We start from the raw sequence: 19,298 nt of genomic DNA, 5'->3' as shown, positions 1-19,298 counted from the left end.
TGGTGCAGGGAGGCGCGCCAGCGTTGTATGGACGGCATGCACCTGAACCCTGTCTCCGTCGGCACCGGCCCCGTCTCCTTCGCTGACGTCCTCGCTGTGACCAGACAGGGCGCCCCGGTCGTGCTCTCCGAGGACGCCCTGACGTCCATCGACCGGGCGCGCGCCGTGGTGGAGGAGCTGGCGGCGGCGGCCACTCCGGTCTACGGCATCTCGACCGGCTTCGGCGCCCTGGCGACCCGCCACATCCCCACCGAGATGCGTGCCCAGCTGCAGAAGTCGCTGGTGCGCTCGCACGCTGCCGGCTCCGGTCCCGAGGTGGAACGCGAGGTCGTCCGTGGGTTGATGCTGCTTCGCCTCTCGACCCTGGCCACCGGTCGCACCGGGATCCGGCGCGAGACGGCTCAGCTGCTCGCCGACCTGCTCACCCACCAGATCACGCCGGTCGTGCACGAGTACGGCTCCCTGGGATGCTCCGGAGACCTCGCCCCGTTGGCGCACTGCGCGCTCGCGCTGATGGGGGAGGGTCAGGTCCGAGACGCCTCCGGCGACCTGATGCCCGCCGAGAAGGCGCTGGCCGCAGCCGGCCTCGAGCCCGTCGAGCTCGCAGCCAAGGAGGGTCTCGCGCTGATCAACGGCACCGACGGGATGCTCGGCATGCTCGTCCTGGCGATCGGCGACCTGAGGATGCTCCTGCGGAGCGCGGACATCGCCGCCGCCATGAGCGTCGAGGGCCAGCTCGGCACGGATCGGGTCTTCGCCCCCGAGCTCCAGGCACTCCGGCCGCACCCCGGTCAGGCCCTCTCGGCGGCCAACCTGACGGCGCTGATGGCCGGCTCCGCCATCGTCGCCTCCCACCGCACGGGCGACTGCAACCGGGTCCAGGACGCCTACTCCCTGCGGTGCTCCCCGCAGGTCCACGGCGCCGCCCGCGACACGGTGGAGTACGCCGCAACGGTCGCCGAGCGCGAGCTGTGCTCGGCGGTCGACAACCCGGTCGTCGTGGATGGTCGAGTGGAGTCGAACGGCAACTTTCACGGAGCGCCGGTGGCCTACGTGCTCGACTTCCTCGCGATCGTCGCCGCCGACGTCGCGTCGATCAGCGAGCGGCGTACGGACCGGTTCCTCGACAAGTCCCGCAACCACGGGCTCAACCCGTTCCTGGCAGCCGACCCCGGTGTCGACTCGGGCCTGATGATCGCGCAGTACACCCAGGCAGCGATCGTCTCGGAGCTCAAGCGGCTGGCTCATCCCGCCTCCGTCGACTCGATCCCGTCGAGCGCGATGCAGGAGGACCATGTCTCGATGGGCTGGTCGGCCGCTCGCAAGCTCCGCGCGTCGGTCGACGGACTGACCCGCGTGGTCGCGATCGAGGTCATGACCGCGGCCCGCGCCCTCGACATGCGGGGGCTCGACCCCTCGCCGGCCACCGCCGCGGTGGTCCGCACCCTGCGAGAGGCAGGCGTCCAGGGCCCGGGACCGGACCGACACCTCTCACCCGAGATCGAGACAGCCGTCTCGCTCGTCGCCTCCGGCGCAGTCCTCGCCGCCGCCGAATCCGTGATCGGAGAACTCCGATGAGCGTGGAGGTCGTCGCGCGCGACTTCGTAGGTCGAATGGATGGTTGCGACTGGGAGGGGGTGGCCACTCTGCTGGCACCGGACTTTCGGGGCGAGCACGTCCACGACGGTTCAGTCTTCGGGCGCGACGACTGGGTGGCGTTCAACACCGAGCACTCCGTGCAGGTGCGGTTCGTCCTGGAGGACCTCGTCGCAGCGGGCGAATGCGCCATCCTCCGGTCCCATGTCTCCAACGGCGAGGGGTTGTTCCACGTCGTCAGCTTCCTGACCGTGACCGGCGGTCTCATCACCGAGCTCGTCGAGGTGTGGACCGACCAGATCGCAACTCCTGAGGAGAACCAGTGAACGACTCGACCAATCCCCGACTCCCCATCCGCGCCGCCACCGGCACCGAGCTGACCGCAAAGTCCTGGCAGACCGAGGCCCCGCTGCGAATGCTGATGAACAACCTCGACCCGGCCAACGCCGAGAACCCCGCGGAGCTCGTCGTCTACGGCGGCACCGGCAAGGCTGCTCGCAACTGGGAGGCGTACGACGCCCTGGTCCGGACGCTGCGCGACCTCGAGGACGACGAGACGATGCTCGTGCAGTCCGGCAAGCCAGTCGGGGTGATGCGCACCCACGAGTGGGCGCCGCGCGTGCTGATCGCCAACTCCAACCTCGTCGGCGACTGGGCCAACTGGGAGGAGTTCCGACGCCTCGAGGACCTCGGGCTGACGATGTACGGCCAGATGACGGCCGGCTCGTGGATCTACATCGGCACCCAGGGGATCCTCCAGGGGACCTTCGAGACCTTCGCCGCGGTGGCCGACAAGTTCGCCGCCTCCGGTCGGGTCGAGGGCGGCGACGGCACGCTCGCCGGCACCATCACCCTGACCGCGGGCCTGGGCGGCATGGGCGGCGCGCAGCCGCTCGCCGTCACCATGAACGACGGTGTCGCGATCTGCATCGAGTGCGACCAGTCGCGCATCGAGCGCCGGATCGAGCACCGCTTCCTCGACGTACAAGCCGACTCCCTCGAGCACGCGGTGGAGCTCGCGGTCGAGGCCAGGGACGCACGCAGGCCGCTCTCGATCGGGGTGCTCGGCAACGCCGCCGAGATGGTGCCCGCACTGCTCGAGCAGGGCGCGCCGATCGACATCGTCACCGACCAGACCTCGGCGCACGACCCGCTGTTCTACCTCCCGGTCGGGGTGCCCTTCGAGGAGTGGCAGGCCCAGCGTGAGGCCGACCCCGTCGGGTTCACCAAGGCAGCGCAGGACTCGATGGCAGCGCACGTGCGGGCCATGGTCGGCTTCATGGACGCCGGCGCCGAGGTCTTCGACTACGGCAACTCCATCCGCGACGAGGCCCGCAAGGGCGGCTTCGACCGCGCCTTCGACTTCCCCGGCTTCGTGCCGGCCTACATCCGCCCGCTCTTCTGCGAAGGGCGTGGGCCCTTCCGCTGGGCCGCGCTGTCCGGCGACCCTGCTGACATCGCCGCCACCGACAGGGCGATCCTCGAGCTCTTCCCGCGCGATGAATCGGTCGTGAACCAGCGCCTGCACAAGTGGATCACCATGGCCGGCGAGCGCGTCTCCTTCCAGGGCCTGCCCGCCCGGATCTGCTGGCTGGGGTATGGCGAACGCCACCTCGCCGGCCTGAAGTTCAACGAGATGGTGGCCAGTGGCGAGCTCAAGGCGCCCATCGTCATCGGCCGCGACCACCTCGACTGCGGCTCCGTCGCCTCGCCGTACAGGGAGACCGAGGCCATGCTCGACGGCTCGGACGCGATCGCCGACTGGGCGCTGCTCAATGCTCTGGTCAACACCGCCTCGGGTGCCAGCTGGGTCTCGATCCACCACGGTGGCGGCGTCGGCATGGGCCGCTCGATCCATGCGGGCCAGGTGTGCGTGGCCGACGGCACCGCCCTCGCCGCGGAGAAGATCGAGCGGGTCCTCACCAACGACCCGGGCATGGGCGTGATCCGGCACGTCGACGCTGGCTACGACCGTGCCGTCGAAGTGGCGGTCGAACGCGACGTCCGCATCCCGATGTCCGAGGGCTGAGGGGACGATCGGCCTCGCACCAGCCGTCAGTCTGCAAGGATCGCGGTATGCCGAACAACGTGAGCAAGACTCGGGTGCGACTCAACGGGATCAGCTCCCGGGCGTGGGAGCACCCGGCTGACCGAGGTGCCCTCGTCGCCCTGCGCAAGCTGAAGGGCTTCGACACCATCCTGAAGACCCTGTCCGGGCTGATCAACGAGCGGCAGTGGCGACTCCTGCTGCTGGGATCGGCCGTCCGGGTGGACGAGCGCCAGTTCCCCCAGCTGAACCGCCTGCTGGCCGACGTCGGCACGACGCTGGACGCCACCGACCTGCCCGAGCTCTACGTCCGGGCGAGTCCCGCGTTCACCGCAGAGGCGATCGGGATGAACAAGCCCGTCATCATCCTCAGCTCAGGCCTGATCGACCTCCTCGACGAGGAGGAGCTCCGCTTCGTCATCGCCCGTGAGCTCGGCCACGCGCTCAGCGGGCACGCCGTCTATCGCACCCTGCTGCTGCGCCTGGTGGGCATGACCGGCATCTTCAACGCGATGCCCGGCGGGGCGCTCGGGCTGCGGGCGATCGTCGCCGCGCTGATGGAGTGGTCGCGCAAGTCGGAGCTCTCGGCCGACCGGGCCGGTCTGCTGGCGACCCAGGACCCGGCGGTCGCCACCCGGGTGCACATGAAGCTCGCGAGCGGCGGTCACCTCGAGGACCTCGACATCACGTCGTTCTTCGCCCAGGCGGCGGAGTACGAGGAGACCGAGGACCTGCGTGACTCGGTGCTCAAGCTCTTCCTCGTCGAGGGTCAGGCGCACCCCTTCAACGTGGTGCGGGCCAGCGAGCTCCGCCGCTGGACCGAATCCGGCGACTACACCGCGATCCTGCACGGGACCTACCCCCGCCGCGAGGACGACGCCACCGCGAAGGTGACCGATGCCGCCCAGGACGCCGCGCGCAGCTACACCGAGTCCTTCGAGCGGACCCAGGACTCCTTGGGCCGCATCGTGCACGACGTGGCGGGCTTCATGGGCTCCGCGAAGCTCTGGCTGGACGAGAAGTTCGGGTCCCGCGGCACCGAGTGAGTCGACGGCTCCTCCGGGAACAGTGGTGAAATTGGTCGTGGCCCGGTCCCCGCGAGGGGGACCGGGCCACGTCTTGTCGTGCTAGCCCTAGAAGACTCGGCGGCTCGAGCCGCCGATCGGCACGAAGTTGAGGATCAGGCCGACGACGATGAGGATCGCGCCGATCGTGACCAGGATGCCAGCGCCCTGCACGAGCAGTCCGATGATCAGAAGAATCAGGCCAAGAACGACCATGGTGTTTGCCTCCTAGTTCGCCTCACGTTGAGGCGCGCCTTCACCTTTCCAACATCCGGACAGACCGCCCACACCCGCAGGGGTATTTCTGCCTCCCCGGTGCGCAGGAGGGGCCCGGGTCAGGCGTGGAGCGCCCTGATCGCCTCGTGGATCGACAGCGTGCGCTGCGCCGACTCGACGTGGAGGCCCTCCACCATCCGGCCGTTGTAGGTGACCACGCCGGTGGTGCGGTTGTCCCACGCCTCCAGGACCCCCTGCGCGTCCTCCACGGCCCGTTCGCTGGGAGCGAAGGCCTCGTTGGCGCCCTCGACCTGACCCGGGTGGATCAGCGTCTTGCCGTCGAAGCCCATCTGGCGGCCCTGCTCGCACTCGGCCAGGAAGCCCTCGACGTCCTTGACGTCGTTGTAGACCCCGTCGATGATCACGATGCCCGCGGCCCGGGCCGCCAGCAGCGCCAGTCCGAGCCCGGTGATCACGGGTTGACGACCGGGGACGTGCTCGGCGTACAGCTCCTTGACCAGGTCGTTGGTCCCCATCACGAAGCCGGTCAGCCGCGGGGACGCCTGCGCGATCGAGAGCGCGTTGAGCATCCCGATCGGGGTCTCGACCATCGCCCACAGGCTGGTCCGCTCCGGCGCGCCGGCCGCTTCGAGGGCAGCGACGAGGCGGTGCACCTCCTCGGCGGAGTTGACCTTGGGCACCAGGACGACGTCCGGGCCGGCTCCGGCGACCGCGGCGATGTCGTCGTCGTGCCACTCGGTGCCGATCGCGTTGACGCGGACGATGAGCTCGCGTGCGCCGTACGCCCCGGACTGCACGGCAGCGACGGCAGCGGCGCGCGCCTCCACCTTCGCGTCGGGGGCGACCGCGTCCTCGAGGTCCAAGATGATGCCGTCCACGGCGAGGGTCTTGGCCTTCTCCAGCGCCTTGGCGTTGGAGCTCGGCATGTAGAGCACGGAACGGCGAGGGCGGAAGGCTGTGTCAGCCTTGGGGTCGGTCATGAGGCGACCTCGATCGCGTCGTACTGCGCCTTCAGCTGCGGGTCGACGGCGGCGAGCTGCTCCGCGAGCTCGACCATCACCAGGCACTGCTTGAGCGAGGCGTCGTCCTCCATCTTGCCGTCGAGCATCACGGCACCGGTGCCGTCACCCATGGCCGCCACGACCCGGCGGGCGTGCGAGATGTCCTCGACGCTGGGCGCGAAGACCCGGTTGGCGATCTCGATCTGCTTGGGGTGCAGGGTCCACGTGCCGACACAGCCGAGCAGGAACGCGTTGCGGAACTGGTCCTCGCAGGCGACGACGTCGGCGATGTCGCCGAACGGCCCGTAGTAGGGATAGATCCCGTGCATCGCGCAGGCGTCGACCATGCGCGCGATCGTGTAGTGCCACAGATCCTGCTGGTACGTCGACCGGTGCGCGTCAGGTTGTTCGACGACCGGATCGGCGCGCACGAGGTAGCCGGGGTGACCACCGCCGACGCGGGTGGTCTTCATCCGGCGATCGGCGGCAAGGTCGGCCGGCCCGAGCGAGAGGCCCTGCATGCGCGGCGAGGCACCGCAGATCTCTTCCACGGATGCCACGCCGCGGGCGGTCTCGAGGATCGCGTGGACGAGGATCGGACGGTCGAGGCCAGCCTTGGCCTCGAGCTGGGCGAGGATCCGGTCGACGTAGTGGATGTCCTCGGCGCCCTGCACCTTCGGGACCATGATCACGTCGAGCCTGTCGCCGATCTCGCCGACCAGGGTCGTCAGGTCGTCGAGCACCCAGGGGCTGTCCAACGAGTTGATCCGGGTCCACAGCTGGGTCGGCCCGAAGTCCGTCTCCTTCGCGATCCGGACCAGTCCGGAGCGCGCCGCCTCCTTGTTGTCAGCCTTGACGGCGTCCTCGAGGTTGCCGAGGAGCACGTCCACCGTGCCGACCATCTGGGGGACCTTGGCGGCCATCTTCTCGTTCGACGGGTCGAAGAAGTGGATGGCGCGGCTGGGGCGGGCGGGGATCTCGGTGACGGGCTGGGGAGCCCCGACGGCGAGCGGGCGGAAGAAGTCCTTGCTTGAGCGCATGGGCGGAACCTACCGAAAGTCCGGCCGCTGTCTGTATGACGTGGTTCACGACGCACTGACTTGGTCCTACGCGTCCATCCAACCGGCGAGACTCATCAGCGTCAGGGCCACGCCTGATGCGCTGATGAGCGCGACGATCGCCAGCTCGCCCCACAGAGGCATCAGCGCTTCACTCATCCCGGGATGCTCGGGGTCGTAGCGGACCTGCAGCTTGCTCTTGCGCTTGGGAGCTCGAAACCAGGGCGAGTCGACTCCCATGTGCCGTTCCCCGCTGCTGTCGGTGTAGTGGTAGTTGACGTAGGTGCCACCCTCGCCTGAGGACGAGGACCGCGTCCGGACCTTGCCGACGGTCGCCTCGGTGACGACCCAGGTCCGGCGCCGCCGCCAGATCATCATCAGGTACTTGAGCATGATCGCGACGAGAAAGACACCCGCCGCGACCGTGACCCATCCCCATCCCACGTCGGCGAGCTCGTCAGGCACGGGCTCACCCTAGACCGCGCCGTTCAGCGGCGCCGGCCGAACAGCCTGCGCCTCGACCCGGATCCGGGTGTCTTGTCCTCGAGCGCGCGCACTGCCTCTCGTTGTGCCTGGAGGCGAGCCTCGCGACGGTCCCGCCACGAGTCGACCTCGGCGTCAACGTCGCGGACGGGAGTGATCACGGGAGGTCCACCCTGCAGCTGCATCCTGGCGCGGCGGACCCGGGTGTTGAACTCGTCGACCTCGCGGCGTACTTCCTTCTCGGTCACCAGCCGGTCGAGCTGCTCCTCGAGCTCGGCGTCGTCCTTGCGCAGGGCGAGCGCCGGCGGCAGGACGCTGAGCTGCTCGCGCTCCACGAGCTTCTTGACCCACCAGTCCGGGTCGTGCGACGAGCCGAGGCCCTCGATCGGCTTGCCCGCCCCGGGCAGGTCGTCGAAGTCGCCGCGCTCCATGGCCACCCGCAGCTGCTCCTCGACCCACTGCGACTGGAACGCCACCCGGGCGGCTGCGGCCGACCGGCCGGTGCGCTCGTCGCGCTCGGGCTCGTCGCGGTGCCGGCGGCCGGCGCTCTGCTGGGACGGCTCGTGTGGTTGCGGGGACGGATCTGGCATCTGGTCACCTCCGAGGAGTCCAGCGTAGGTCGCGACGGCCACCAACCGAAGAGCCTGCCTCGTCCTGGTGGTCAGTTCCTGGTCCTCAGGGCCAGCCGGTCGGCACCTCAGACGGAGGCGCACGCCCTCTCGGGTCGCGAGCCTTGGGGCATGACGATCCTGCTGTCCGACCCCCGCGTCGCCGCCGTGCCGGTGGATGAGTGCGGCGAGCCGCTGGTCCACCTCGACGAGTCCTTCGGCCCAGCGCGGAGCCTGGTCCGCCAGGGCCTCGCCGACCGCCTCGCCGCAGCGCGGCTGGAGCTGCCGTCGGGCCTCGCGCTCCGGGTGGTCGAAGGTCATCGCAGCGTGGCGGACCAACGCTCGATCATTGCCGACTACTCCGCCCAGCTGTGTGCGGCGTACCCCGGCATCTCGGCCGACGACCTGCGCCGCCTGAGCAGCAGGTTCGTCTCCCCGGTTGCCGTCGCACCGCACGTCGCGGGCGCGGCTGTCGACCTGACCCTGGTCGACGAGCGCGGGCACGAGCTCGACCTCGGCACCAAGATCGACGCGACGCCGGAGCAGTCCGCAGGCGCGTGCTACTTCGCGGCAGAGGAGATCGGTCCGGACGCCCGCGCCCACCGCGACCTGCTGGCGCGGGTGCTGGGTGCTGTCGGCCTGGTGAACTATCCGACGGAGTGGTGGCACTGGAGCCACGGCGACCGCTACTGGGCGCTGGTCACCGGGGCAGAGACGGCTCGCTACGGACCTGTCGAGGCCAGCAGCGGCGTCATCACCGGGACGGCGGCATGAGCGCGCTGGACGCAGCTCCCGACACCGGAGTCGGCCACGGATGTCGGCTCGACGTCGACCTCGGGGCGGTCGCTGCCAACGTCCGGCTCTTCGCCGATCGGACCACGTCGTCGGTGATGGCAGTGGTCAAGGCTGATGGATTCGGGCACGGCGCGGCCGAGGTCGCACGGACCGCGCTGGCCCACGGCGCCACCTCGTTGGGAGTGACGAGCATCGGGGAGGCCCTGGAGCTGCGGGCTGCCGGGCTCCGGGCGCCAGTGCTGAGCTGGCTGAATCCGCTCGACGCGGACTACCGGGCGGCGTCGGCAGCGGACGTCGAGCTCGCCGTTCCTTCGCGGGAACACCTGGACGCGATCGTCCGGGCCACCCAGCAGTCCGCGCGTGGACCGGTGCGGGTGCACCTGCACCTCGACACCGGGATGGCCCGCGACGGGGCAGAGCCGGCTGCCTGGCCGGGGCTGTGCCGCCTCGCACGACGCGCCGAGCGAGCCGGACTCCTCCGCGTGGTCGGGGTGATGGGTCACCTCGGGTGCGCCGATGATCCGGCGGACGCATCCAACGCGCTGGGCCGGCGGCGCTTCGCCCTCGGTCTCGAGACCGCCCGTGCTGCCGGGTTGCGTCCGGCCCAGCGCCACCTGGCCGCCACGGCAGCGACGTTGACCGAGCGGCGCAACCACCACACGATGGTCCGGATCGGGGCCGGGCTCGTCGGCATCGACCCGTCGGGGACCGTCGCGTTGCGGCCGGCGCTGACCTTGACGGCCCCCGTGGTCTCCGTCCGGCGGGTGCGCGCCGGGGCGGGCGTCGGCTACGGCCACACCTGGACGGCCCCGCGAGCGACGAGCCTGGGGTTGCTTCCCCTGGGATACGCCGACGGCCTTCCACGCGCCGCCTCCGGGCTCGGCGAGGTGATGCTCCGCGGCCGTCGGCATCGCGTGGTCGGGCGGATCTCGATGGACCAGGTCGTCGTCGATCTCGGGGACGAGACGGTGCGTCCCGGCGAGACCGCCACCGTCTTCGGGCCCGGGAGCTCGGGAGAGCCCACCGCGGCCGACTGGGCAGGCTGGGCCGGCACCCTCGAGCACGAGATCGTCACCGGCCTCGGCTCCCGGCTCCGGCGCCACTTCGTCCCCGACGCTCGCGCCTCCCACCTCAGGAGCCTCGCGTGACCACCTTCGCCGCGGCACGGACCGCTGACCCCCAGGGCGCTCCCAGCACCCGCGACGGCAGGGTCCGGGTCGCCGTCATCGGAGGCGGGCAGAACTGCGAGCACGAGGTGTCCCTGGCATCGGCCGCCGCTGTGGCGGGTGCGCTCGACCCTGCGGCGTACGACGTCGTCCGCCTCACCATCGACGGCGACGGCGGGTGGCGCGACGGCGAGGGCCGACTGGTCGGTCTCGGTGGTGCCGTCGAGGTGCTCGAGACCTGTGCCGTCGCCCTGCCGATCGTGCATGGACCACGGGGCGAGGACGGCACCCTGGCGGCCCTGTGCGAGCTCGCCGGCGTCCCCTACGTCGGCTCTGGCGTCGGCGCAGGCGCACTGGCCATGGACAAGTGGGCCACCAAGCTGGTGGCCGACTCGCTCGGCATCGGCACCGCTCCCGGTCGCGTCCTCACGGCCGCCACCGCAGCGAGCTGCACCTGGTCCGGTCCCGTCGTCGTGAAGCCGGTCGCCGCCGGGTCGAGCCGTGGCGTCACCCTGGTCCGCGCGCCCGAGCAGCTGGGCGACGCACTGACCGAGGCCCTGGCCCTGGACGACCGCATCCTCGTCGAGGACCTCATCGAGGGGCGCGAGATCGACGTGGCGGTGCTGGGCGGCGTCCACGGCGACCGTCTCGTCTCCCCGGCGCTGGAGGTCCTGGTCGACGGTCCCTTCGACTTCGACGCGAAGTATGGCGGCGGCGCCGAGTTCATGATCCCGGCCCCGCTGTCCGACATCGACCGCCGAGCGCTGGAGGAGGCCGCCCTGGCGATGTACGACGCCCTGGGCTGTGACGGGGTGGCGCGGGTCGACTTCTTCCTCACCGACGACGGGCTGGTGCTCAACGAGGTCAACACGATGCCGGGCTTCACCGAGCAGTCGCAGGTGCCGAAGATGTTCGCGGCGGCTGGTCTGCCCTACGCCGCGCTCCTCGACCGGCTGGTCCGCGACGTGCTGGTCACGTGACCGGGCTGGTCTCGTGACCGGGCGGATCGGGGGGATCGACGTCCTGCGGGGGATCGCGATCGCGCTGGTGATGCTCCGCCACGCGTGGCCCGAGCCGTTCGCCGGCGCCGGGGTCGTCGGAGTGGTGATGTTCTTCGCGCTCAGCGGCTACCTGATCACCGGGTTGCTGCTTGATGAGCTCGACAGCACCGGGCGGGTCGACCTGCGCCGGTTCTACGTCCGACGAGCGAGGCGGCTCGTCCCGGCGCTGGTGTTCCTCGTCGTCGGAGTGGTCGCCGTGACCGTGGTCCTCGATCCCCTGGGCGATCGTGACGTGCTCGGCAAGACCGTGCTGGTCGCTCTGACCTGGACCGGCAACCTGCCCTTCGGTCATGCCAGTGACGCGACGTTCCACCTCTGGACACTGGCCACCGAGGAGCAGTTCTACCTGCTCTGGCCCGTGGTGCTGGCGGCGGCGTACACCCGTGGGCGCGTCCGTCACGCGGTCGTGGCCGCGGCCGCGCTGTGCTTGCTGGCGTGCGTCGCCACCCTGGTCTGGCTGCGTGCCGAGCCCGACCTGGCGTACGCGCTGCCGACCTCGTGGGCGGTCTGCTTCGTCGTCGGTGGGGCGACCCGGCTGCTCGCCGGTGAGGTCGGCTCGACCTTCGCCGTACCGCCCTGGGCAGCACCGCTGGCACTTGCCGGACTGGCTGTCCTCAGCGTGGTTCCATTGCGGGGACACGCGCTCACCTATCTGGCAGGGGGTCCCGCCATCGCTGCGCTCACTGCGGTGCTCCTGCTCTCGTGGCGGACCTGCAACGAGGTCACCGGACCAGCTCGGGCGCTGGTGTGGCTGGGCACGGTGTCGTACGGCGCCTACCTGTGGAACTACCCGCTGACGCTGTGGCTGCGGCCGAGCCTCGACGGGTGGGCCGGGCCGGTCGCGGCCGGCCTCACCCTGGTCATGGCGGCGTTGAGCTGGCACCTCGTCGAGGTCCGCTGCCAGCAGGTCCGGTCCCGGGTCCCGGTGGCGGCATGAGCACGACAAGTGCCCGCGACTGGCGCGACTGGGTCCCTGAGGGTGCGCTGGCCCTCCTAGTGCTGGTGTTCGCGCTGGCCGAGGCGAGTCTCAACGACGCCGACCAGTGGCCGGTGGTGATCGGACTGACCCTCGCCGTGCTGCTGGCCCGCCGCGCCTCCGGCGCGGCGCTGGCGATCGTGTGGGTGGTGGGGGCGCTGCACGTGGTCCTCAGCCTTCCGGTCCTGACGATCGAGGCTGCAGTTGCCGTGGTCGCCTTCGGCTGCGCTCGGTGGGGTCGCCTCGCCACGGTGATCCTGAGCGGGCTCTCCATCCCAGCGGCGGTGGGCGTCGCGGCACTCCTGCTCATCCAAGACCCCTACGGCTTCTTCGGCCGGATCCGGGTGCTGCGCCAGCTGGTCGACTCGGCCGACTACTACGGCGCCGGCGCCGGCGCCGTGCTCGTCGGCGCCGCCGCGGTGGCAGCCCTGGTGCTCCTGGCGCCCTGGTTGGCTGGGCTCGCCGTCCGGGCGACGATGCGCGCCCGCACCTCGTCGGTGCGACAGGAGGAGGCCGAGCAGGACGCTGCCCGTGCCGTGCGCGAGACCGAACAGGCCCGCGAGATCGCTCGGCTGCGCGAGGAGCAGGCGCGGCTGGCGCGCGACGTGCACGACGTCGTGGGGCACTCACTGGCCGTGATCCTGGCCCAGGCGGAGTCAGCGCAGTACGTCGAGGACGACCAGAAGCTGAAGGAGACGATGGCGACCATCGCCACCTCGGCGCGGTCGTCGCTCCAGGACGTCCGGCAGGTGCTGACCACGACGCGGGACCAACCGGTGGTCGTCCGCAGCGGCGGGTTGGACAGCCTGGTCGACGGGGTGCGGTCGAGCGGCCACGAGGTCGTCTCCACCGAGATCGGTCACCCCCAGCCACTTCCTCCCGAGCTCGAGGTGGTGGCCTACCGGGTGCTGCAGGAGATGCTCACCAACGCCATCAAGCATGGTCGTCGCGACACCCCAGTCCTGTGCGAACGACACTGGGAGGGGGAGCTGAGGATCGAGGTCCGCAACGTCATCCGCTCGGACGAGCTCACCCAGCCCATTCAGCTGGCCACGGTGGGGCCGGGGGGTCTGGGGGCTGAGGTCGGGACGGGCGAGCCGGACGGGCAGGGCGTGGAGGGGATGCGACGCCGGCTGACAGCCGTGGGCGGACGCCTCGACGTACGCCGTCGGGAGGAGCCCACCGGGGCGACCTTCACTGCGACCGCGTGGCTTCCGGTGCGGGGGACGTCGTGATCAAGGTGGTGCTGGTCGACGACCAGGAGCTCTTCCGCGAGGGGGTGAGCGTCATCGTCGACGCCCAGGAGGGGATGGGTGTCGTCGGCGTGGCCGGGGACGGGCTGGAGGCCGTGCGGGTCGTCGACGAGCTCCAGCCCGACGTGGTGCTGATGGACATCCGCATGCCGGAGATGGACGGGGTCGAGGCCACGCGGCAGCTGTTCTCGCCCGACCGCGTGTCCCGGCGTGAGAGTCCGCTGCGGGTCATCGTGCTGACCACCTTCAACCTCGACGACCGCGCGGCCACCGCGATCCGGCACGGGGCCAGCGGCTTCCTGCTCAAGGACACCACCCCGGTGATGCTGCGAGACGCGATCCGCACCGTGCACGCAGGCAACGCGGTCCTCGCGCCCGCCGATCTGTCGGCGCTGCTGGAAGGCCAGTTCGTCTCTCGTTCGCCGGCGCCCGCCGCCTATCTCACGCTGACCGACAAGGAGCGCGAGGTGTTCTCAGCCGTGGCACGAGGTCTCTCGAACACCGAGATCGCCGGCTTGGTCTTCGCCTCGGAGTCGACGGTCAAGACGCACGTGGGCGCCGTGCTGCGGAAGCTGTCGTTGCGCGATCGGGTGCAGATCGTCGTCTTCGCCCACGAGCACGGGCTCGTGGGCACGTCCGACTAGGCCGGCTCGTCGCCGGAACCCCGTCGCGCGCACCACCGCACGTCCGTAGGCTCGCCGCCATGTCCTTCGTCCTCTCAGTGAACGTCGGTTCCCCCGAACCCCGACCGGGCCGGGCGGCCCCGACCGGCTTCGGCAAGGTGTCCGTCGAGTGCATCGACGTCGCCGACCCCGGACCCAAGCGGCGAGGGCCGGGCGGCCAGGGCGTCTCGGGTGTCGCGGGCGACTTCATCGGCAGCGGCCGGCACCACGGCGGCTCGGACCAGGCCGTCTATGCGGTCGCCCGCGAGGAGCTGGACCACTGGGCGCGCGAGATCGGTCGTGAGCTCCCCGACGGCGCGTTCGGCGAGAACATCACCACCACCGGCCTCGACGTCGACGCCTCGGCGTACGGCGACCTGTGGACCGTCGGCGACACCGTCCTGCGCGTCAGTGCCCCCCGCATCCCGTGCGCGACCTTCGCCCAACGGATGGGCGAGAAGGGCTGGGTCAGGAGGTTCACCGAGCGCGGCCGCGGCGGCACCTACCTCGCGGTGGTGGAGCCGGGCACGATCCGGCCGGGCGACCCGATCACGGTGCAGCGGTCGGGTTCGAGCCTGATGATCGTGGATCTGCTCCGTGCGTGGATGGGCGACCTCGACGAGATGCGGTCCGCGATGGCCCATGACGACCTCGACGACGAGAGCCGCGGCTACTTCACGGGCGTCCTCGCCAAGCGCGCCTGAGTCGAGTGATGCGCTCCACCGTGGATGGAGCCCTGCATCACTCGACGCTGCGGGTCAGTTCAGGATGCGCATGTTGCTCGGCACGCCACCGCCACGCTGGACCTCCTCGACGAGCTCCTGCAGGGCAGTGAGCGCGACGTTCTGCGACAGGGGCCCGAAGGAGACACGCGCGACGCCGAGCTCCTGCTGGCGAGCCAGGGAAGGGGTGCCGGGGATGGCGATGGTCGAGAGTCGCTGGGGGCCGAAGGCGTCGACCAGCGTGATGATCTCGTCCTCGGTCAGGATGGCCGGCACGAAGACGACGGGCGCACCGGCGTCGAGGTAGGCCTTGCCCCGCTCGACCGCGTCGGCCAGGACTTCGGCCCGGTCCCGGTCGCGCCCGAGGTGGAAGGCGTCGGTGCGGGCGTTCAGGACGAAGTCGGGGACACCCTCCGCTGTGGCGGCGGCCATGATGGCCTCCACCTGCGCGACGGCCTCGGCCAGTGGCTTCATCTGGTCCTCGATGTTGGCCCCGACCACGCCGACGCCGATCGCGCGCCGGATCGTGTCCGCTGCGTCGCCGTACCCGCCCTCGAGGTCGGCGCTGACCGGGAGGTCGGTGACCTCGACGATGCGACGGCACATGTCGATCATCTCGGCGACCGGGATCTTCTCGCCGTCGGGGTAGCCGAGGGTCGCGGCGATCGAGTGGCTGGCGGTGGCAAGGGCGCGGGTGCCGTCGGTCTCGGCGACGACCTTGGCGCTGATGGCGTCCCAGACGTTGACGACGGTGAGGATCTCGGGGGACTGGTGGAGGGCGAGGAAGTCGCTGGCGCGGGCGGAGGCAGTCATGTCAGGCCCAAGTCGCGGCCGGGCCCTTCTGTTCCCGACCCGCCTCAGTGGTCGCTGAAAGCTGTCTTCGGTATGGCGACGAGCGCGAGCGCGGCGAGCAGCGCGGCGACGGAACACACCGCCCACACGGTGAGGTAGCCACTCAGCGGGGCAGCACCCTCGGTGGGGTCCCCCAACGATCCGGTCGACGCCAAGGCGATCGCGAAGATCGACGAGGCGATGGCCCCGCCGACAGTCTTCGTCGCGTTGGTCATCCCGGTCGCGAAACCGGTCCGGTCCGCCGGCGCGGCAGCCGCGGCCGCCGCCGGGAGTGCGGCGACGAGGGCGCCCGAACCGATGCCCGCGACGCCCATGTTGATCAGCGCCTGTGTCGTCGTGTCGTGGAAGGGGATCCACAACGCATAGCCGATCGCGATCAGCACCGAGCTGGCGATGAGCGCGCCCCGCGGGGTCAGCAGCCGCGAGGTGAGGGGCAGGGTGAAGGCGCCGATCGCCAGGCAGATGACGTAGACCCCGATGAGCGTGGAGACGAACCCCGCGTCGGCGCCCAGGCCGTAGCCGGCGACGTCCGGGTCGGTCCGCGCGAAGGTGGACAGCGGGATCTGCGCCCCCAGCACGGACATGCCGAAGAGGAACGCCGTCAGCTGCACCGGCCACTGGGCCCGCGTCGCCATCAGGTCCACGTCGATCAACGGCTCGTCGATGCGTCGCTCGGCCTTCACGAAGGGGACGACGAGCGCAAAGCCAGCGGCCACCAGGGCCCACGCCCAGATCGACGACGGGCCCCTCCAGCCGGATCATGATCAGGCCGGCCATCAGCGCACCGAGCACAGCCGTGATCCAGCCGAAGCCGACCCAGTCGATGCCGCCGGTGGCGCGCCCGGGCACGTCCTCGATCCCGAACCAGATCACCACGAAGCAGACCGTGACCACGATGGCCGGCAGCATCAGCAGGACGTTCATCGAGGTCGACTCGACGAGGGCGCCCGACGTGAGCGCACCGACGATGACTGCCAGCTCGAGCGCGCCGACCAGGATGGCCGCCGAGCGCCGGGTGAGGAGGGCCTGGCGGCCCGTGTTCGCCGTACGCCGATGGATGATCGCGACCTCGAGCGGCAGCCACACGACGTAGGCCCCCTGGATCGCCCAGCCGATCAGGAAGGTCGTGAACGACGGGGCGAAGGCCAGGATCCACGAGCCGAGCGCCGTGATGGCCGTCGAGATGAGCAACACGTTGCGGTGCCCGATGAGGTCGCCGAGTCGGGCGAGCAACGGGACGCACAGGGCGCTGACGATGAGCTGCGCGGCCTCGAACCAGTTGACGTCGGCGTCCTGGATCCCGAGGTGGTCGGCGATGTCGGTGAAGATCGGTGTGTAGTAGCCCTGGAGGATGCCGCTGGCGATCTCGACGCAGACGAGGAAGCCGACGATGCGGACGAGGTGCGGAGCCACGGTGTTGCGCCGGTCTCCGGCGGTGAGTGAGTCGGTCATCTCGGGAGCCTCTCGATCAGTGAGCGATACCAGGTGACCCCATCGATGAGATCGTTGATCCCGAGGTGTTCGTCATAGGAGTGGATGGCCTGGCGCTGGGCCTTTGTCATCCGGAACGGCGCAAAACGGTAGACGCGCTCGCTGATCTGGGTGAAGTGGCGCGAGTCGGTGGCGGCCATCATCACGTAGGGCGTGGGGACGGCGTCGGGGAAGACCTCGCTGATGCACTCCTCGAGCAGCTCGAAGGCCTCGTCCATCGGGGAGACCGGCGACGGCTCGCCCGCGTCGACGACGTCGACGCGGATGCTCTTGTCGGCCACGAACATGCGGACCCGGTCGACGACTCCCGCGACGGTCTCGCCGGGCATGATCCTGACGTTGAGACCGGCTCGGGCGGTCGAGGCGATGACGTTGAGTGCCGGCGAGCCGGACAGGGTGGTGGCCGCGAGCGTCGTCCGGGTCATCGCTGCCGCCTCGGGTCCCAGGGCGGTGAAGACACGAGTGACGGGCCGGTCCAGTCGGTCCACGTGCGCCAGGATCTGTCGAAGGGGGACTTGGGTGCGCGGTGCGATGCGGCGCAGCATCTCGCGCATCGGCTCCGGGACGCTAGCGGGGAACGAGGCCTTCTCCAGGCGCACGATCGCGCGCGCGATCCGGGCGGTCGGCCCCCAGGCAGCCGGCGTGGAGGCGTGGCCGCCGCGCCCCTCGGCCACCAGCTCCAGCGACGTGGTGCCCTTCTCCGCCACGCCGATGACAGCCAGCGGGAACTTGAGGCCAGGGAGCGCCTCGCTCACGACGGCGCCGCCCTCGTCGAGGACGAACCACGGCGTCACGCCACGCCGTCGCAGCTCCGCGACGGCCTCGACCGCCGCCGTACCGCTCACCTCCTCGTCGCAGCCGAAGGACAGCCACACGTCCTGGGCCGGGCTGAAGCCTTCCTCCAGCAGGAGCTCGATGGCCTCGCAGATCGCGACCACGCAGCCCTTGTCGTCCAGGGTCCCGCGGCCCCAGATCGCAGCCCCGGTGGGGGAGTCGGCGATCACCGCGTCGAAGGGCGGGTGCTGCCATGGTGCGGCCTCGTCGACGGGTACGACGTCGAGATGTGCCATCAGCACGATGGGCCGGTCGTCGCTCTCACCCGGCCACCGGAAGAGCAGGCCGTGGGTGTCGACGCGGGTCAGCTCCAGCTGGGCGTGCACCCGTGGGAACTGGTCTGCCAACTCACCGAGCAGCCGGGCGAAGGCCGCCGCGTCGACCAGAGCCGGGTCGCGGTCGGAGACGGTAGGGATCCGGACCAAGGCCTGCAGCTTCGCGACGACACGATCGGTGGGAGCGGCCATCCCCGCAACCTAGCGGTGCGGGTGGCTCCGAGGGTGAGTCTGCCTCGGACCGTCGAAAGTGGCGGCGGACGACACGGCGCCTCGGGAACTGGCGGCGTACGACGGGCGATTGGCGCGTCGGGGTGTCGCGCGCCGCCAGTTGGGTGCGACCCCCTTTGACCTGAGTCTCGAGAAGACTCAGGTCGAGTAGCGGCCGTGGTGGACGACGTCGGCACGCCGCTGGCGCCGGGAAGGAGAGCCCGGGGACCCGGTGTCGTCGAGGCGGTGGCCGACGGTGACGGCCCCGATCGGAGTGAGGTGCGGCGGTACGCCGAAGGCGGCTCTGAAGTCGTCGACGTGCTCGGGCGGGATGCCGAAGAAGCACGCACCCAGGCCCTCGTCGACCGCCGTCTGCAGGATGAGCAGCGCAGCCATCCCGGTGTCGACGAGCCAGTAGGGCACCGCCCACTCGGCTTGCACGGCGCGTGCCTTGTCGGGCTCGGCGTAGCGCTGGCGATAGGCGCTCTCGTCCGCCAGCGGCACGATGACCACGGGAGCCGTCCGCATGCCATCGAGCCAGGGGTTGTGTGCGTCAGGAGCGGCGCCGGTAGCGGTCCAGAAGAGCGCCACGTCGTCGGGCTCGCTGAGGGCGAGGAACTCCGAGCCCTGGCTGAAGCCCGCGCTGGGCCCGCGGGTGGCGTTGCGGAGGAGTCGGTCGAGCGCCGCGGGGTCGACCGGTCGGTCGGCATACCGACGAACCATGCGACGTCGGTGCACGACATCTTGGAACTCCACCGCCCCACTGTGGCACGCTGTGAGTGTTGGGAGCGGTTGACCTGAGGTCGACCGGCAGGGTGAGATCGCTGGCCTGCTGCCGTGCTCGTGACTCCTGGCACGCTTGACCCCACTGCGTGGGTGTCTTCGCGGAGACCTGTCCGGTCGTGGC

General features: G+C 70.7%; 21 protein-coding genes and 1 pseudogene. 12 read left to right on the top strand and 10 right to left on the bottom strand.

Translation table 11 applies throughout. From position 1 onward, the window contains the following. The first annotated feature begins 36 nt into the window (after positions 1 to 36). From hutH to VNJ48_RS15970, 4 genes are read left to right on the top strand one after another with little or no spacing between them, the layout of a single operon-like run. Entirely contained in the window at positions 37 to 1,578 is a 1,542-nt protein-coding gene (gene hutH, locus VNJ48_RS15985) for a histidine ammonia-lyase (protein WP_325603856.1), read from the top strand. Next, positions 1,575 to 1,922, top strand: coding sequence for a nuclear transport factor 2 family protein (locus VNJ48_RS15980; RefSeq protein WP_325603855.1), 348 nt, complete (start codon positions 1,575 to 1,577; stop codon positions 1,920 to 1,922). The genes hutH and VNJ48_RS15980 overlap by 4 nt, the downstream gene beginning before the upstream one ends. After that, complete coding sequence (hutU, locus tag VNJ48_RS15975) at positions 1,919 to 3,625, top strand: urocanate hydratase (RefSeq protein ID WP_325603853.1); 1,707 nt, start codon at positions 1,919 to 1,921, stop codon at positions 3,623 to 3,625. The genes VNJ48_RS15980 and hutU overlap by 4 nt, the downstream gene beginning before the upstream one ends. A gap of 47 nt (positions 3,626 to 3,672) precedes the next feature. After that, entirely contained in the window at positions 3,673 to 4,689 is a 1,017-nt protein-coding gene (locus VNJ48_RS15970; protein WP_325603851.1) for a M48 family metallopeptidase, read from the top strand. Between the two features lie 87 nt (positions 4,690 to 4,776). Here the strand turns inward: VNJ48_RS15970 and VNJ48_RS15965 are convergent, their stop codons facing one another. The 5 genes from VNJ48_RS15965 to VNJ48_RS15945 all read right to left on the bottom strand — a co-directional run bounded on the left by VNJ48_RS15965 (position 4,777) and on the right by VNJ48_RS15945 (position 8,076). Further along, positions 4,777 to 4,923: a hypothetical protein gene (locus VNJ48_RS15965; protein WP_325603849.1), complete on the bottom strand. Its 147-nt coding sequence runs from the start codon at positions 4,921 to 4,923 to the stop codon at positions 4,777 to 4,779. Positions 4,924 to 5,042: 119 nt separating this feature from the next. After that, on the bottom strand, positions 5,043 to 5,924 hold the full coding sequence (locus VNJ48_RS15960; RefSeq protein ID WP_325603847.1) for a CoA ester lyase: 882 nt from the start codon (positions 5,922 to 5,924) through the stop codon (positions 5,043 to 5,045). Continuing rightward, positions 5,921 to 6,985, bottom strand: coding sequence for a CoA ester lyase (locus tag VNJ48_RS15955; RefSeq protein ID WP_325603845.1), 1,065 nt, complete (start codon positions 6,983 to 6,985; stop codon positions 5,921 to 5,923). The genes VNJ48_RS15960 and VNJ48_RS15955 overlap by 4 nt, the downstream gene beginning before the upstream one ends. Before the next feature lie 66 nt (positions 6,986 to 7,051). After that, positions 7,052 to 7,468, bottom strand: a complete 417-nt coding sequence (locus VNJ48_RS15950; protein WP_325603843.1) for a DUF3592 domain-containing protein — start codon at positions 7,466 to 7,468, stop codon at positions 7,052 to 7,054. A gap of 23 nt (positions 7,469 to 7,491) precedes the next feature. Beyond that, entirely contained in the window at positions 7,492 to 8,076 is a 585-nt protein-coding gene (locus VNJ48_RS15945) for a DUF1992 domain-containing protein (RefSeq protein WP_325603841.1), read from the bottom strand. A gap of 150 nt (positions 8,077 to 8,226) precedes the next feature. Here VNJ48_RS15945 and VNJ48_RS15940 point away from each other — a divergent pair, with 150 nt between their 5' ends. The 7 genes from VNJ48_RS15940 to VNJ48_RS15910 are packed head-to-tail and all read left to right on the top strand — an operon-like array spanning position 8,227 to position 14,711. Further along, positions 8,227 to 8,868, top strand: a complete 642-nt coding sequence (locus VNJ48_RS15940; protein WP_325603839.1) for a M15 family metallopeptidase — start codon at positions 8,227 to 8,229, stop codon at positions 8,866 to 8,868. After that, entirely contained in the window at positions 8,865 to 10,037 is a 1,173-nt protein-coding gene (alr, locus tag VNJ48_RS15935; protein ID WP_325603837.1) for an alanine racemase, read from the top strand. The genes VNJ48_RS15940 and alr overlap by 4 nt, the downstream gene beginning before the upstream one ends. After that, the gene (locus tag VNJ48_RS15930; RefSeq protein ID WP_325603835.1) at positions 10,034 to 11,035 is read left to right on the top strand and encodes a D-alanine--D-alanine ligase; all 1,002 of its coding nucleotides are present in this window, start codon (positions 10,034 to 10,036) and stop codon (positions 11,033 to 11,035) included. Before alr ends, VNJ48_RS15930 begins: the two co-directional genes overlap by 4 nt. Before the next feature lie 13 nt (positions 11,036 to 11,048). After that, positions 11,049 to 12,053, top strand: coding sequence for an acyltransferase (locus VNJ48_RS15925; RefSeq protein ID WP_325603833.1), 1,005 nt, complete (start codon positions 11,049 to 11,051; stop codon positions 12,051 to 12,053). After that, complete coding sequence (locus VNJ48_RS15920; RefSeq protein ID WP_325603830.1) at positions 12,050 to 13,327, top strand: sensor histidine kinase; 1,278 nt, start codon at positions 12,050 to 12,052, stop codon at positions 13,325 to 13,327. The genes VNJ48_RS15925 and VNJ48_RS15920 overlap by 4 nt, the downstream gene beginning before the upstream one ends. Beyond that, on the top strand, positions 13,300 to 13,989 hold the full coding sequence (locus tag VNJ48_RS15915) for a response regulator transcription factor (protein ID WP_325603828.1): 690 nt from the start codon (positions 13,300 to 13,302) through the stop codon (positions 13,987 to 13,989). The genes VNJ48_RS15920 and VNJ48_RS15915 overlap by 28 nt, the downstream gene beginning before the upstream one ends. Positions 13,990 to 14,048: 59 nt before the next feature. Further along, positions 14,049 to 14,711, top strand: a complete 663-nt coding sequence (locus tag VNJ48_RS15910; RefSeq protein ID WP_325603826.1) for an MOSC domain-containing protein — start codon at positions 14,049 to 14,051, stop codon at positions 14,709 to 14,711. Positions 14,712 to 14,765: 54 nt separating this feature from the next. Here VNJ48_RS15910 and VNJ48_RS15905 read toward each other — a convergent pair whose 3' ends face one another. The 3 genes and pseudogenes from VNJ48_RS15905 to VNJ48_RS15895 all read right to left on the bottom strand — a co-directional run. Continuing rightward, the gene (locus tag VNJ48_RS15905) at positions 14,766 to 15,542 is read right to left on the bottom strand and encodes an isocitrate lyase/phosphoenolpyruvate mutase family protein (RefSeq protein ID WP_325603955.1); all 777 of its coding nucleotides are present in this window, start codon (positions 15,540 to 15,542) and stop codon (positions 14,766 to 14,768) included. Positions 15,543 to 15,586: 44 nt separating this feature from the next. Next, positions 15,587 to 16,297: an MFS transporter gene (locus tag VNJ48_RS15900; RefSeq protein WP_325603953.1), complete on the bottom strand. Its 711-nt coding sequence runs from the start codon at positions 16,295 to 16,297 to the stop codon at positions 15,587 to 15,589. A gap of 169 nt (positions 16,298 to 16,466) precedes the next feature. Next, positions 16,467 to 16,898 (bottom strand): annotated as a pseudogene (locus tag VNJ48_RS15895) (MFS transporter); the annotation flags it as partial. On the opposite strand from VNJ48_RS15895, the gene VNJ48_RS15890 reads away from it, so the two are divergent. Continuing rightward, positions 16,782 to 17,024 (top strand): hypothetical protein, encoded by a 243-nt coding sequence (locus VNJ48_RS15890; RefSeq protein WP_325603957.1) that lies wholly within the window; start codon positions 16,782 to 16,784, stop codon positions 17,022 to 17,024. The pseudogene VNJ48_RS15895 and the gene VNJ48_RS15890 sit on opposite strands and share 117 nt — an antisense overlap. Positions 17,025 to 17,029: 5 nt before the next feature. Here VNJ48_RS15890 and VNJ48_RS15885 read toward each other — a convergent pair whose 3' ends face one another. Together VNJ48_RS15885 and VNJ48_RS15880 are read right to left on the bottom strand one after the other, a co-directional pair. Then, entirely contained in the window at positions 17,030 to 18,373 is a 1,344-nt protein-coding gene (locus VNJ48_RS15885; RefSeq protein ID WP_325603824.1) for a M20/M25/M40 family metallo-hydrolase, read from the bottom strand. A 177-nt stretch (positions 18,374 to 18,550) separates the two neighbouring features. Then, positions 18,551 to 19,147: a nitroreductase family protein gene (locus tag VNJ48_RS15880; protein ID WP_325603822.1), complete on the bottom strand. Its 597-nt coding sequence runs from the start codon at positions 19,145 to 19,147 to the stop codon at positions 18,551 to 18,553. Positions 19,148 to 19,298: the final 151 nt, after the last annotated feature.

Source organism: Nocardioides sp. (genome assembly GCF_035576065.1).
Taxonomy (GTDB): domain Bacteria; phylum Actinomycetota; class Actinomycetes; order Propionibacteriales; family Nocardioidaceae; genus Nocardioides.
The sequence above is the reverse complement of the archived record's forward strand: the minus strand, read 5'-3'. Positions and strand labels throughout refer to the sequence as shown.

Bases quoted from the DNA above. Each gene is read 5' to 3' on its own strand.
- VNJ48_RS15905 (WP_325603955.1), bottom strand. From the start codon at position 15,542: ATGACTGCCTCCGCCCGCGCCAGCGACTTCCTCGCCCTCCACCAGTCC.
- VNJ48_RS15910 (WP_325603826.1), top strand. From the start codon at position 14,049: ATGTCCTTCGTCCTCTCAGTGAACGTCGGTTCCCCCGAACCCCGACCG.
- VNJ48_RS15940 (WP_325603839.1), top strand. From the start codon at position 8,227: ATGACGATCCTGCTGTCCGACCCCCGCGTCGCCGCCGTGCCGGTGGAT.
- VNJ48_RS15970 (WP_325603851.1), top strand. From the start codon at position 3,673: ATGCCGAACAACGTGAGCAAGACTCGGGTGCGACTCAACGGGATCAGC.
- VNJ48_RS15965 (WP_325603849.1), bottom strand. From the start codon at position 4,923: ATGGTCGTTCTTGGCCTGATTCTTCTGATCATCGGACTGCTCGTGCAG.
- VNJ48_RS15955 (WP_325603845.1), bottom strand. From the start codon at position 6,985: ATGCGCTCAAGCAAGGACTTCTTCCGCCCGCTCGCCGTCGGGGCTCCC.
- alr (WP_325603837.1), top strand. From the start codon at position 8,865: ATGAGCGCGCTGGACGCAGCTCCCGACACCGGAGTCGGCCACGGATGT.
- VNJ48_RS15885 (WP_325603824.1), bottom strand. From the start codon at position 18,373: ATGGCCGCTCCCACCGATCGTGTCGTCGCGAAGCTGCAGGCCTTGGTC.
- VNJ48_RS15945 (WP_325603841.1), bottom strand. From the start codon at position 8,076: ATGCCAGATCCGTCCCCGCAACCACACGAGCCGTCCCAGCAGAGCGCC.
- VNJ48_RS15980 (WP_325603855.1), top strand. From the start codon at position 1,575: ATGAGCGTGGAGGTCGTCGCGCGCGACTTCGTAGGTCGAATGGATGGT.
- VNJ48_RS15960 (WP_325603847.1), bottom strand. From the start codon at position 5,924: ATGACCGACCCCAAGGCTGACACAGCCTTCCGCCCTCGCCGTTCCGTG.
- VNJ48_RS15920 (WP_325603830.1), top strand. From the start codon at position 12,050: ATGAGCACGACAAGTGCCCGCGACTGGCGCGACTGGGTCCCTGAGGGT.
- hutH (WP_325603856.1), top strand. From the start codon at position 37: ATGCACCTGAACCCTGTCTCCGTCGGCACCGGCCCCGTCTCCTTCGCT.